The organism is Halobacillus sp. AWH4_228, from assembly GCF_056158365.1.
Window position 1 is genome coordinate 2,192,740 of record NZ_JBSWTE010000001.1, and the last position, 14,205, is coordinate 2,206,944.

Sequence of the window (14,205 nt, forward strand, 5' to 3'; positions counted from 1 at the left end):
TTCACCCCCGAATAGATTCATCGAGCAGCGATTGCAACTTTTTCGCAAATCCTTGATCCAGAACTGCGATCGCGACTCTCCCCGCTTTACCGACGGCCTGTGACAGAACTTCTCTGTCATCCACCTCGTAGCAGGGTACTTGATAAAAGCTGCATTTATCTGTCAGCTTTTTCTTTGTTTGTTTTCCAGTGTCATTGGCAATCAGAACCAGCTTGGCTTTCCGCTTGCGGATATCCTTAACGATGGATTCTTCTCCAAACGTGCATTTCCCCGCACGGACGGCAAGACCGATCAGGTTCAAGTAACTTCCACTCATGATGGATCCGCCTGCACTTTGGATTTAAGATCCTCATAAACTTCCTTACTGACAGAAGCTTTCAGATGACGGTTCAGCAGCTGTTGTTTTTCTGCCTGCTCAATAACATCCAGACTTTTAGTTACATAGGCCCCACGGCCATTCATTTTTCCAGTGTCGTCCACAAATACCTCTCCGTCTTTATTACGGACGACTCGGATTAACTGCTGCTTCGGTAGCATCTCCTGAGTGACGACACATTTCCGAAGCGGCTGTTTTTTGGAACGGGTCATTGTCTTCCCCCTCCTTAATCCTCTAAAAGATCTTCATCAAAGTCGTCACTTTCTTCTGCTGTTTCAGAAAGAAGACCTTGTTCACGTGCTTCGCTTTCGCTCTTGATATCAATTTTCCACCCTGTCAGCTTTGCTGCCAGACGGGCATTCTGGCCACGTTTTCCGATAGCCAGGGAAAGCTGGTAATCAGGAACGATGACGGTTGTCGCTTTATCTTCCTCGTCGACAAGAACTTCCACGACTTTGGAAGGGCTCAGCGCATTGGAAACATATTCAACAGGATCCTCAGACCACTGGACAATATCAATCTTTTCACCTTTCAATTCGTTTACGATGGTTTGGACACGCTGCCCGCGCTGCCCTACGCAGGAGCCCACCGGATCAATATCCTGATCTTGGGCGTACACAGAGATCTTGGAACGGTCCCCCGCTTCACGGGCAACACTCATGACTTCCACAGTGCCATCATAAATCTCAGGTACTTCCATTTCAAACAAACGCTTCAGCAGACCCGGATGCGTTCTGGACACGTATATATGAGGTCCTTTGTTGCTGTTTTCCACTTTCGTCACAAATACTTTCAAACGATCGTGAACCTCATAGGTTTCTGTAGGCATCTGCTCACCTTCAGGAAGGCGTGCTTCAATTTTACCAAGGTTTACATAAACAAAACGAGGATCTTTTCGCTGGATGATTCCTGTCATCACATCTTCTTCACGATCCACGTACTCCCCGTAAATAATGCCCCGCTCTGCTTCACGGACACGCTGGGTTACCACCTGCTTGGCCGCCTGGGCTGCGATCCGGCCGAAGTCCATCGGTGTTACTTCCACTTCGATGACGTCTTCAATATCGTAGTTTGGATCGATCCCGTTGGCTTCCTCAAGGGAAATTTCCTGTTGTGGATCCATCACTTCTTCTACGATTTCTTTCCTCGCAAGTACCTTCATTGTACTTTCCTGTTCATTAATATCCACACGAACATTGGTTGCGGAATTAAAGTTTTTCTTATAAGCAGAGATAAGTGCTGCTTCCAGCGCTTCCAATAACAGATTCTTGTCGATGCCTTTTTCCTTTTCCAGATAATCCATGGCATCAAATAGTTCACTACTCAACGATTTCTCCCCCTTAATTAAACGTAACAGCTAGGTTTGCTTTGGCTATCTTTTCATAAGGAACTTCCAGCTGTTTTTTTCTTGTTTTTATACGGATTTCTACGACAGCTGTGGAATTTTCGAAAGACTTCAGCGTCCCTTCAAACTCCTTCTCCCCATCAATCGGTTCATACAGCTTCATATAAACGTAATGACCGGTATACTTCTTAAAGTCCGCTTCCGTTTTCAACGGGCGTTCCGCTCCTGGAGAAGCAACCTCTAAAAAATATGGGATATCAATAGGGTCCTCATCATCCAGCTTCTCACTCAGCTGCTCCGATACTTGACCGCATTCCTCAATATCAACGCCGCCCTCCTTATCAATGAAGACGCGCAGATACCAGTTCTGTCCTTCTTTTTTGTATTCGATGTCGACAAGTTCCAAATTCATATCATTTAAGATTGGCTGGACAAGACGTTCCGCTACGGATGTCACATGATTGCTCATGCTTTTCCCTCCTTTGGCCTGTTCATTGTTTCGTACCCCTTAGTATGAGATGGTCGGGCTGATTTCATTTAAGTACCAGTGCTTTCCAGTTACAGAGGCCACGAGAAACCGCTATGACATGGATCATAGCGGTTCTCTTCGCGGGCATACAAACCCCTGCTGCATTGAAAAGTTTCCACAAAAGTAAGAGCCTGAAATATGACAAAAGAGCGGGTTCCCCCACTCTTTCGGCGTTCCTATCGCTCTTCTCACCATAAAAAATATATCATAACTGCCTATGGTTTGCAACCGGAGGCCAGATGATGGAGAAAACCACGCCCCTAAAAAAGTGAGAGCTGGTTTTCATCCGGCATTCCTTCCAGGCATCCGAAGTTATCCAGATACTCCAGAACCGTTTTCGAGATACGGCTCCGTTCTCTAAGATCCTGCTTGGAAAGGAATTCTCCTTCACCACGGGCCTGAACAATGTTGATGGCCGCGTTAGTACCCAGTCCGTCAACCGCATTGAATGGTGGAATCAACTGACTGCCTTCCACTAGAAAGTCCGTAGCACTTGAATTGTACAGGTCCACATTTTTAAAGCTGAACCCACGCTCACACATCTCAAGAGAAATTTCCAGCACGGTCATCAAACTTTTCTCCTTCGGTGTCGCATCAAACCCTTTGCTCTGGATTTCATTCATACGGGTACGGATCGCTTCGGATCCCTTCATCATCGTTTCCAGTTCGAAATCGCTGGCACGGACGGTGAAATAGGCCGCATAAAAGTAAATCGGGTAATGGACTTTGAAATAGGCGATCCGAACGGCCATCAGGACATAGGCAGCGGCGTGGGCTTTCGGGAACATGTATTTGATTTTCTTACAGGAATCAATATACCAGTCCGGGACCCCGTGCTTTTTCATTTCTTCAATCCATTCGTCCTGCAGGCCGCGACCCTTCCTTACAAATTCCATGATTTTAAAGGCAAGAGATGGATCAAGGCCCTTATGCATTAAATACACCATAATATCATCACGGCAGCCGATAACCTCGGGAAGTGTACAAATGCCGTCATTGATCAGCTGTTCCGCATTTCCAAGCCATACGTCCGTTCCGTGTGACAAACCGGAAATGATGACAAGTTCGGCAAAGGTTTTAGGTTTTGTATCCTCGAGCATCTGCCTTACGAAACGCGTACCAAATTCAGGCACACCGAGGGTTCCGGTTTTACACAGGATCTGGTCCGCCGTTACTCCGAGAGCTTCAGGTCCGCTGAAGATTTTCATAACTTCTGGATCGTCGACAGGAATCTCCTTCTGGTCGATTCCACTTAAGTCCTGAAGCATGCGGATAACGGTCGGATCATCGTGTCCAAGTATATCCAGCTTGAGGAGGTTATCGTGAATGGAGTGGAAATCAAAGTGCGTTGTTCTCCATTCGGATTTTGTATCATCTGCCGGGTACTGGATGGGGGAAAAGTCGTAAATCTCCATATCATCCGGCACAACAATGATGCCTCCAGGGTGCTGGCCGCTCGTCCGCTTGACTCCTGTGCATCCATGGACAAGCCTGTCTATCTCCGCGTTCTTATAATGCAGCTGATGATCACCGGCATAGCCCTTCACATAGCCATAAGCGGTCTTTTCAGCAATCGTACCAATCGTTCCGGCACGATACACGTTATCTTCCCCAAACAACTCTTTCGTATAATTGTGCGCATGCGGCTGATACTCACCGGAGAAGTTCAAGTCAATATCCGGGACTTTATCTCCTTTGAACCCAAGGAAGGTTTCAAAGGGTATATCCTGGCCGTCTTTCTTTAAAGATGTCCCGCATTCCGGGCAGTCTTTTTCATCCAGGTCAAACCCACTACCGACGGAACCATCCGTAAAGAATTCGTTGTACTGGCACGATGGGCAGACATAATGGGGCGGCAGCGGATTAACCTCGGTGATTTCTGTCATTGTCGCAACAAAGGACGAGCCGACCGACCCCCGTGAACCGACAAGGTATCCGTCTTCAAGGGATTTGGTCACAAGCTTTTGTGAGATCAAATAGATGACCGCAAAGCCGTTTCCAATGATACTATCGAGTTCCTTCTCCAACCGATCCACGATCAACTGAGGGATGGATTCGCCATAGATGCTCCGCGCTTTATTGTAGGACATATCACGGATTTCCTGATCCGCTCCTTCAATGTTCGGTGTATAGAGATCATCTTTCACAGGGGAAACTTCCCCGATCATATCATTGATTTTATGCGTATTCGTTACGACGAGTTCTTCAGCTTTTTCTTTTCCCAGGAAGGAAAGCTCATCGATCATTTCATTCGTCGTCTTAAAATGCACCTCAGGAAGGGTCTGTCTGTTTAAAGGATTTCCGTTCTGTGACGATATGAGAATCTGACGGTACTGCTTTTCATGAGGCTCAAGGTAATGGGTATTCCCTGTAGCCACGACCGTTTTGCCGAGCCGTTCGCCAAGAGCGGTGAGACGCTTCAGAATATCAAGGATCTGTGCTTCCGTCTGAACGAGATCTTTTTCGACAAGGTGATAATAGTTCCCCGGCGGCTGTATTTCAATGTAATCGTAGAAGTCAGCCACTTTTTCAGCTTCTTCTTCCGATTTCTGCATGATCGTTTCAAAGACCTCACCTTTATCACAGCCGGATCCGATAAGGATGCCTTCCCGATACTTTTTAAGCAGCGACCTGGGAATCCGCGGCACACGGTAGAAATAATTCACATGCGCTTCAGAAACCAGGCGGTAAATGTTCTTCAAGCCGGTACTATTTGTCGCAAGCAGTGTGGCATGGGAAGGTCTTGAGCGTTGATAAGCTTTCCCTTCCCCCATATAATCGTTCAAATTCTGGTGATTGGTAATGTCCCGTTCCATGGCCCTTTTTAGAAGTTTCCACAAAAGATAACCGGTTGCTTCAGCATCGTAAATAGCCCGGTGGTGCTGGGTAAGCTCGATATCGAACTTCTTACAAAGGGTATTCAACCGGTGATTTTTAAGTTCCGGCACAAGGAACCGGGCCAGCTCCAGCGTATCGATGACCGGGTTTTCCGCTTTCCCAAGATCGATGGCCTGATAGCCGGCATTTAAGAAGCCCATATCAAAGCTTGCGTTGTGGGCAACGAGAATGTCATCCCCTGTCCATGTATGGAAATCCTTTAACACTTCTTCGATTTCCGGTGCATCCTTCACCATATCATCCGTAATCCCTGTCAAATCAATGGTCGTCTGGGACAGGGGATGGTGAGGATTCGCGAAGGATTCGAAGCGGTCGACAATCTCTCCTCCTTGAATACGGACAGCTGCCAGTTCAATGATTTTATCGTAAACAGCAGATAAACCTGTCGTCTCTACGTCAAAAACAACATAAGAGGCATCTTCCAAATCGCGGTCCTGCTCCCCATAGGCAATCGGCACTCCGTCATCAACCAGGTTGGCTTCGACACCGTATAGGATTTTAACCCCATTCTTTTCCCCTGCACTGTGGGCATCAGGATAAGCTTGAACGACAGCGTGATCGGTGATGGCAATCGCTTCATGTCCCCAGTCCCCTGCCTGCTTAATCAGACGGGATGGAGACACGGGGGCATCCATGGCACTCATTGTCGTATGGGCATGCAGTTCAATCCGTTTCTTTCCTTCAGGTGCCTCATCCTGACGCAGCTTCGGCTTCACTTCGTTGATATCATTGGCCATCATCGTCAGCTCGTTGGTAAAGCTGTCCGTTTGTACGCCGCCGCGGGCTTTGATCCACATTCCCGCCTGGACGAGCTTGAACATGTCAGCATGATCATCGCCGCGGGAGAACATTTTGATGGAGAACGAATCGGTGTAATCCGTGACCTTGAGCAGCAGAAGATGCCGGCCTGAGCGGAGTTCCTTCACTTCCGCATCAAACACATACCCCTGGACAGCGATCCGTTTTTCTTCTTCCTGAATTTCTTCCATAGGGATGATATCATCCTGGATTTTATAACCAATTTCAATCGGACCTTTAGGCCTTTGGTCGTCCTTATCTTTCGCCCGCTCCTCCTGTTCCTTCACAGCCTGCTGGACAAGGATTTTATCTTCTTTCTGCCGTTCTTCCTGGAACCTCTTGATCTCGTCTTTTTCATGTTTCACCTGTGTGGATAAAACAAATGCAGGGAGACCTGCACGCTGCGCATACTGCTTAAGAGGCTCTTCCAGCTTTTTCTGTACGGCATGGCTCTCAGCTAAATTCCTGCAAGTTAACATAATCTTGTTCCCGTTAACTTCAGGCTGCTGTTCCAACAGCAGATCTTTGTATCCCGGAGTCAGGTTTGTCAGCGTCTTAATAAAGTTCTGCCAGTATTCTACAATATCTTCACCGGCCAGCTCTTTATCCGCTGTTTCAATGGTCCAGTCTACTTCAGCAATCGAACGAAAGGCATGGACCAATTTACTTGTGAACAGTTCATAAACAGAAGGTGGAAGCGGCCTTTGCATGGCAAAATGAAAATGCCACGCTTTCTTTTCCTTGAAGACGACCAGCTTCTCCATCCGGCTTTCTTTAAAATGAGGTTCAATCAGATTATGAGGAAACTGGATCTGTTCCAGTAAATAGTGCATCTTCTCCTGACTGTTCACACTCATCGTGATTCCTCCCTTTACCATAAGGACTAAGCTCGTTCATGGAAATACCCTTGCTCATCTTATCCCAAGCAAGGGTATTTTCTGTGAAACAATTAAGCTTTGTACCAGTTTTTTATATAGTCAGCGATTTCTGAAGCGGAAAGTTCCTTCTGCTCTCCAGTCGCTCGTTCTTTCACTTCCACAATTCCTTCACCGGCTTGCTTTCCAACCGTCACACGAACCGGGATTCCGAATAGATCACTGTCGGCGAATTTAACACCGGCTCGTTCTTTACGATCATCATATAAAACTTCGATGCCGGATTCAAGCAGCTGGTCATACAATTGATCTGCAAGCTCCTTCTGCTCTTCCTTCTTCGGATTCATGGAAAGAAGGTGAACCTGGAATGGTGCCACATTAGCCGGCCACGTGATGCCGCGGTCATCGTTATACTGCTCTACGACAGCCGCGAGTGTCCGGGATACACCGATCCCGTAAGATCCCATGATCATCGTCTCCGCTTTCCCCTGGTCATTGAGGAAAGTTGCATTCATACGCTGCGAATAGAATTCGCCAAGTTTGAATACATGACCCACCTCAATCCCTCGGGCGAATTGGATAACCCCTTCCCCGTCTGGAGAAGGATCTCCTTCTTGAATGAAGCGGAGATCTGCATAGCGGGATACGTGGAAATCTTTTTCTGGTGTCGCGTTTTTATAGTGGTATCCGTCCTCGTTGGCCCCACAGGTGACGTTCACAAGAGCTTCAACAGCTGTATCCGCCACAACATCCACTTCTTCCGGCACTCCTACAGGTCCGAGGGATCCGAAGCCTGCACCCATCAGACGCTTCGTATCCTCTGCTGAAGCAAGTTCTACGACGCCGGCATCATAAAGGTTTTTCAGTTTCACATCGTTGACTTCATGATCTCCTCTTGTGACAGCCAGAACAAACTGCTCGTCTACTTTGAACAGGATGGCTTTTAAACCTTCCTCAAGCTGGTGTCCAAAGAAGTCAGCAACCTCCTGCATCGTTTTACAGCCCGGGGTTTCGACTTTCTCCATGTCGACGGGAGCTGCTGCAGACTTTTCATAAACAGCTGTAACAGGTGCCATTTCTATATTGGCTGCATAACGGGAAGTGTCTGAATAGGCGATTACATCTTCCCCGACTTCGGAAAGGACCATGAATTCATGCGTATCCTTTCCGCCCATCGCACCGGAATCAGCGATGACTGCACGGAAATTCAAGCCCAGACGGGAGAACACGTTGGAGTAGGCCTGGAACATCTTCTCGTATGTTTCGTCAAGGCTTTCATACGATTCGTTAAAGGAGTAGGCATCCTTCATTAAAAATTCGCGGCCGCGGAGCAGGCCAAAACGGGGACGTGCTTCATCACGGAATTTATTCTGTATTTGGAAAACCGTCAATGGAAGCTGCTTATAACTTTTCACTTCATGACGTACAAGGCTTGTAATCACCTCTTCATGCGTCGCTCCCAGAGCAAACTCACGGTTGTGACGGTCATTCAAGCGCATCAGCTCGGAGCCGAACGTAGACCAGCGGCCGGTTTCCTTCCATAGTTCTGAAGGTTCAAGGGCAGGCATAGCCATTTCGTGAGCACCGATCTTTTCCATTTCTTCTCTTACAATATTTTCAACTTTCCTCAGCACACGCTGCCCGATCGGAAGGAAACTATAAATCCCCGAGGCAATCTGGCGTATGTAGCCGGCGCGGACTAAAAGCTGATGACTTTTAATGTCTGCGTCTGCTGGGTTTTCTTTTAAAGTAGGAATGAACATATGACTTTGTCTCATCATCTACACCTCAATTCAATGTTAATAAAAGAAAGCCGGAAGTCCAGGTAACGCCTGTTGCCTTGAGACTTCCAGCTGTAGGATTCATCATAGGAATAAGCGTTGAATATCGTTCCATGTTACGACAAGCATGAGCAGCATCAGAAGAGCAAATCCAATGAAATGGACGAGACCTTCCTTCTGCGGATCGATCGGCTTCCCTCTGACACCCTCAAGCCCTACAAAAATCAGGCGGCCCCCGTCAAGGGCAGGAAGCGGAAGAAGGTTGACGATCCCGAGGTTAATGCTCAAGATGGCTGTCCACATGACGAAATTGGTGAATCCTGTCTGAACGACCTGGTCCGTAGCATCATAAATACCGACAGGACCTGAAAGCATATCCAGTGAAAACTGACCGGTCACAAGTTTACCAAGGTTCGTCAGGATCAATCCGGCCCACTCATACGTCTGAGTAAAGCCAAACGTTAGTTTTTCAGTAAACGATTCCTCAAACGCTCTCGCTACACCCACCTGGCCGATCGTCATATCACGATCTTCTATGGATGCAGGGGTCACATTCATCTGCTGGACGGATCCTTCCCGTTCCACCGTTAATGTAACTTCTTCACCAGGATGATCCCTGATGATAGCCGTGAATTCCTCCCATGTACTGACGGATTCGCCGTCCACAGCGGTCACTTCATCCCCGGCCTTCAGACCAGCTTCCTGGGCTGGTGTACCATTTTGAATTTCACCAAGCTTGGCCTCATCTGAAGGCACGCCTTGAATGAAACCTAAAATCATAAACAGGATAATCGCAAGGACGAAATTCATCATGGGACCGGCAAAGAGCTGCATCGCCCGCTGCGGTACAGTTTTGGATGCAAACTGGCGGTTATAGGGAGCGATTTGTGTTTCATTTTCATCCATCACAAACATCGCTTTTGGATCGACTTCAAAAAACAGCTTTTCATCTTCATCCACTTCATAACCTTCAATAACAAGCCGATGGTCGAGATCCGCTTTTTCGACTTCAATCACACGGGCTTCCGGATGTTTGGATTTGTTATTCACAATGATCCGATTTACTTTCCCGTCGTTATTGAATTCCAGGCCGATATGATGACCGGCTTTCAATTCTACAAGTTCAGGGTCTTCCCCGGCTACACGGACATAGCCGCCGATGGGAAGCAGACGGATCGTATACAAGGTTTCATTTTTCTTAAAATGATATATTTTCGGCCCGAAGCCGATGGCAAACTCCCGCGCCAGCATACCTGCCCGTTTGGCAAATATGAGATGCCCCCACTCATGGACGAACACCAATAATCCGAACATGAGTATAAATGCAATCACTGTAGTCAAATGAAGCACCTTCCTTTTAATTTAAATGGAAACGGACTCTCTTCCTTGTTTCCTCATCAATAGAAATTATGGTAGACAAGTCCGGGTTATGAATCTTGTCATGCCTTTCCAACGCTTCTTCGATGTATGATTCGATTTCCAGGAAGGAAATCCGTCCTTCCAAAAACATTTGAACGGCTTCTTCATTCGCTGCGTTCAAAACGGCCGGCATCGATCCCCCTGCTCTGCCTGCTTCATAAGCCATACGCAGGCATGGGAAACGATCCATGTCCATTTTCTCGAAATTCAAGGTCGCAATTTCTTCTAAATTCAAATGCTCTGTAATTGGAAGGTCCATCCGGTTCGGATAGGTCAAGGCGTACTGGATGGGCACTTTCATGTCAGGCGTTCCCAGCTGGGCAATGACATTCCTGTCCACGTACTCCACCATGGAATGAATCACGCTTTCCCTATGAAGAATAACATGAATCTGTTCATATGGCACTTGAAAAAGCCAGTGGGCTTCAATAACTTCCAGTCCCTTATTCATCATGGAAGCTGAGTCAATCGTGATTTTGGCCCCCATGCTCCAGTTAGGGTGGTTCAGCGCATCTTCCACCGTCACGCCTTTCAGTTCATCTCTCGTCTTATCACGAAAGCTGCCGCCGGAAGCGGTAATAATCAATTTTTCAATTTCTTTCCTGTTCTCACCATTTAAAGCCTGAAAGATCGCGGAATGTTCGCTGTCCACTGGAAGCAGTTCCACCCCGTATTTTTCGGCTTCTGCCATGACGAGGTGACCCGCCGTTACGAGGGTTTCTTTATTAGCGATGGCGATTTGTTTACGGGCCTGAATGGCTTTTAAAGTGGCCGGCAGACCGATACTTCCCATCACAGCGTTGACGACGACATCCACATCATCGGCAGAAGCGGCCTCAATTAAACCTTCTCCGCCGGTTAAAATGCGGGAATGATCGATTTCCTTCCTCAAACGCTGCTTCGTATCCTCGTCCTGCACCACGATGACTGCTGGTTTGAATTCCTGTATAAGCGGGACTGCTTTTTCAACGTTACGGCCGAATGCCATACTGTACAGCGAAAACTGTTCAGGGTGGAGTCTGATGACATCCAGGGTTTGTATTCCGATCGAGCCTGTCGCTCCTAATAATGAAATGTGTTTCATATTCCCCATCCCTTCTTGATTACTAAATAAAGTTGATCAAATGCAGAATTGGAAGAATGAATATCAAGCTGTCAAACCGGTCAAGAACACCACCGTGCCCGGGAAGGATCTTTCCGGAGTCCTTAACTGCATAATGTCTCTTGAAAGCTGATTCAACAAGATCTCCAATCTGCCCCGCAATCGATATGAGCACCGTTACAAGAAGAACGACAATCAAAGAATGCTCCAGGGGTTGGATCAGATGAAAAATAAAGGCTACGACACAGGCAAGGACCACGCCGCCGATAGAGCCTTCGATCGTTTTCTTAGGACTGATCTGCGGCCACAGTTTATGTTTCCCAAACGACCTTCCGAACAAATAGGCACCCGTATCTGTTGCCCATACGATGAATAGGGCGAACAGAATATACGGTAAGTCTGCTTCCCTTGTCTCGATTAAGTAGTTGAAGCCCATTCCAATATAAATGGATGAGAGCAGCAGGAAGCCTGCATCATCAAAGGTGAACCGGTTCTTCACAAGCACGGTATAACTCAGCAGGACGAGGACGGCCAGCAGAGTGATTTCCGATTTCGTTATAAGGTCATCGGAGTCCACCACATTGTCGAAGACCCCATACGGAAACATGAGCGCCCACATCAAGACAAGACCAAGACCTGCCGCGACCGAATACCGGGCGATTTTCTTCATGCGTATCAGCTCGAGGAGAGCGATACTGGCTATGAAATAGACAAAAGCTTTAAACGGCCATCCTCCCAGGAGGACGATCGGGATAAAAATAAGTGCTGCTACGACAGCAGTAATTGTTCGTTGTTTCATTCCTTCATTCACACCTTATACTCCGCCAAACCGACGTTTGCGATTTTGAAAATCATAAAGAGCTTTTTCGAAATGGCTCTCATTAAAGTCAGGCCAATACACCTCTGTAAACCAGAATTCTGCATAGGCCAGCTGCCATAACAGGAAATTGCTTAAGCGCTGCTCCCCGCTTGTGCGGATGAGAAGATCCGGCTCAATCAGCTCAGACGTATACAGCTCTGATGAAAACATTTCTTCACTGATATCTGATGGATCGAGGCCGCCCTCTTTCACTTTTTCTGCGATCTGCCTGACGGCGTGCACCATTTCAAAACGGCTGCCGTAGTTCAAGGCAAAATTCAGTACAAGTCCATCGTTGTCTTTCGTTCTTTGAATGGCCTCCTGGACGGCATTTTTCGTGTGTGGAGGCAGAACATCAAAATCACCAATGGTACGGACCTGGACATTTTTCTCAATCAATTCAGGCAGATATGTATTCAGAAAATCTACAGGAAGCTTCATGAGGAACTCCACTTCATTCTTCGGTCGTTTCCAGTTCTCTGTGGAGAAAGCATACAGCGTCAAAACCTGAACACCGAGGTCAGAAGCATAGCTGACAATCCTTTTGACAACACCCATGCCTTCTTTATGACCCGCAATCCGCGGCATTCCTCTATTTTTAGCCCAGCGGCCGTTTCCGTCCATAATGATGGCCACGTGCTTCGGCAGATGAGTATGATCAAGGCCGAGCGACTGTGTTTCTGCTTGTTTTTTTGTTTTTGCGAATGGAAACTTGATTGGCATCGTTAATCCTCCAGTCCGTTTCTTCCATCTTTCTATTATATACTAAAATGAACGTATATGCCGAGACCCACAGCTGGTGAAAAAAAGAAAACCGCGCTGCCAAACATCTACAGCGCGGCTTTACCACTTTATGGCATATGAGGTTAAAGAAAAATCAAACTTCCATGATTTCTTCTTCTTTTGTTTTAGCCAGTTGATCAATCTTCTCTACATTCTGGTCGGTGAGCTTCTGCACATCGTCCTGATAGGAGCGAAGATCGTCTTCTGTCAATTCCCCGTCTTTTTCAAGCTTCTTCAAACGGTCGTTGGAATCGCGGCGGATGTTACGAACCTGTACTTTCGCTTCCTCCGAATACTTTCCTACAACTTTTGCAAGGTCCTTACGACGTTCCTCCGTAAGTGCCGGAATGTTGATACGTACAACATTCCCATCACTGGATGGAGAAAGACCAAGGTCTGCCTTAAGAATCGCTTTTTCAATCTCTGCAATGGCTGTTTTGTCATATGGAGTAATAACAAGCAGACGTGGTTCAGGCGCTGATACCTGCGCCAGTTGGTTCAACGGTGTAGCTGCACCGTAGTAATCCACATATACGTTGTCAAGGATGGAAGGGTTCGCACGACCCGCTCTTACCGTGGCAAGTTGACGGGAATAAGCTTGCACCGCTTGTTCCATTTGTTGTTTCGTCTCATTAATCACAGCTTCAGACATAATTTATTTCCCCCTCACAATAGTTCCAATGTTTTCGCCCATAACGGCTTTTTTAATATTACCATCTTCCGTAATCGAGAATACCAGTAAATCGATATCGTTGTCCATACATAATGAAGAAGCCGTTGAATCCATTACGCCCAGCCCTTCATTTAAAACATCCATGTAGGATAGCTCATCATATTTCACGGCATCTTCGTTCGTTTTCGGATCGTCTGTATAGACGCCGTCCACGTTGTTTTTCGCCATAAGAATGACATCCGCTTCAACTTCAGCCGCTCTTAAGGCAGCTGTCGTATCTGTTGAGAAATACGGGTTTCCTGTTCCGGCAGCAAAAATAACTACACGCTTTTTCTCTAAATGACGGATGGCTTTACGGCGGATATAAGGTTCAGCCACCTGTCTCATTTCGATAGAAGTTTGGACACGGGTTGGGATCCCTAAGTTTTCCAGGCTGTCCTGAAGAGCCAGTGAGTTCATGACTGTAGCAAGCATTCCCATATAATCAGCATTTGCACGGTCCATGCCCATTTCAGCACCGACTTTGCCGCGCCAGATGTTGCCGCCACCGACAACAACCGCTACTTCCACGCCCAGTTCAGCTACTTCCTTCACCTGACGTGACACAGATTTTATGATGCTTGGCTCAAGTCCGAATCCTGCTTCTCCACTTAAGGCTTCTCCACTTAATTTTAATACAATTCTCCGATAGCGAGCAGTAGTCATAGTTACCTCCCGTGTGTTTTTCTAAAAGTCGAACATGGCTGCTCATAGCATGTATATCATGT

General features: G+C 47.1%; 12 protein-coding genes. All 12 read right to left on the bottom strand.

Annotated features, from left to right (window positions below; translation table 11 throughout):
• Position 1 precedes the first annotated feature (1 nt).
• Complete coding sequence (locus tag ACXADP_RS11105) at positions 2–316, bottom strand: YlxQ family RNA-binding protein (protein WP_027954245.1); 315 nt, start codon at positions 314–316, stop codon at positions 2–4.
• Positions 313–588 carry an RNase P modulator RnpM gene (rnpM, locus tag ACXADP_RS11110; RefSeq protein ID WP_474968525.1) on the bottom strand — a complete coding sequence of 92 codons (276 nt, stop codon included), beginning with the start codon at positions 586–588 and terminating at the stop codon, positions 313–315. Before rnpM ends, ACXADP_RS11105 begins: the two co-directional genes overlap by 4 nt.
• 14 nt (positions 589–602) lie before the next feature.
• Positions 603–1,703, bottom strand: coding sequence for a transcription termination factor NusA (nusA, locus tag ACXADP_RS11115; RefSeq protein WP_474968524.1), 1,101 nt, complete (start codon positions 1,701–1,703; stop codon positions 603–605).
• Positions 1,704–1,716: 13 nt separating this feature from the next.
• Positions 1,717–2,190 carry a ribosome maturation factor RimP gene (gene rimP, locus ACXADP_RS11120; protein ID WP_027954242.1) on the bottom strand — a complete coding sequence of 158 codons (474 nt, stop codon included), beginning with the start codon at positions 2,188–2,190 and terminating at the stop codon, positions 1,717–1,719.
• 320 nt (positions 2,191–2,510) lie between these two features.
• Entirely contained in the window at positions 2,511–6,803 is a 4,293-nt protein-coding gene (locus ACXADP_RS11125) for a PolC-type DNA polymerase III (protein WP_474971452.1), read from the bottom strand.
• 92 nt (positions 6,804–6,895) lie between these two features.
• Complete coding sequence (locus ACXADP_RS11130) at positions 6,896–8,599, bottom strand: proline--tRNA ligase (RefSeq protein WP_474970389.1); 1,704 nt, start codon at positions 8,597–8,599, stop codon at positions 6,896–6,898.
• A gap of 87 nt (positions 8,600–8,686) precedes the next feature.
• A complete protein-coding gene (gene rseP, locus ACXADP_RS11135; RefSeq protein WP_474968522.1) occupies positions 8,687–9,943 on the bottom strand; it encodes an RIP metalloprotease RseP in 1,257 nt (418 codons plus the stop codon).
• Between the two features lie 16 nt (positions 9,944–9,959).
• Positions 9,960–11,105 carry a 1-deoxy-D-xylulose-5-phosphate reductoisomerase gene (gene dxr / locus ACXADP_RS11140; protein WP_474971453.1) on the bottom strand — a complete coding sequence of 382 codons (1,146 nt, stop codon included), beginning with the start codon at positions 11,103–11,105 and terminating at the stop codon, positions 9,960–9,962.
• A 22-nt stretch (positions 11,106–11,127) separates the two neighbouring features.
• A complete protein-coding gene (locus ACXADP_RS11145) occupies positions 11,128–11,922 on the bottom strand; it encodes a phosphatidate cytidylyltransferase (RefSeq protein ID WP_474971454.1) in 795 nt (264 codons plus the stop codon).
• A gap of 15 nt (positions 11,923–11,937) precedes the next feature.
• Positions 11,938–12,705 carry an isoprenyl transferase gene (locus ACXADP_RS11150; protein WP_474971455.1) on the bottom strand — a complete coding sequence of 256 codons (768 nt, stop codon included), beginning with the start codon at positions 12,703–12,705 and terminating at the stop codon, positions 11,938–11,940.
• 154 nt (positions 12,706–12,859) lie between these two features.
• Positions 12,860–13,417: a ribosome recycling factor gene (frr, locus tag ACXADP_RS11155; protein ID WP_027954235.1), complete on the bottom strand. Its 558-nt coding sequence runs from the start codon at positions 13,415–13,417 to the stop codon at positions 12,860–12,862.
• Positions 13,418–13,420: 3 nt separating this feature from the next.
• Positions 13,421–14,143: a UMP kinase gene (gene pyrH / locus ACXADP_RS11160; RefSeq protein WP_027954234.1), complete on the bottom strand. Its 723-nt coding sequence runs from the start codon at positions 14,141–14,143 to the stop codon at positions 13,421–13,423.
• Positions 14,144–14,205 lie beyond the last annotated feature (62 nt).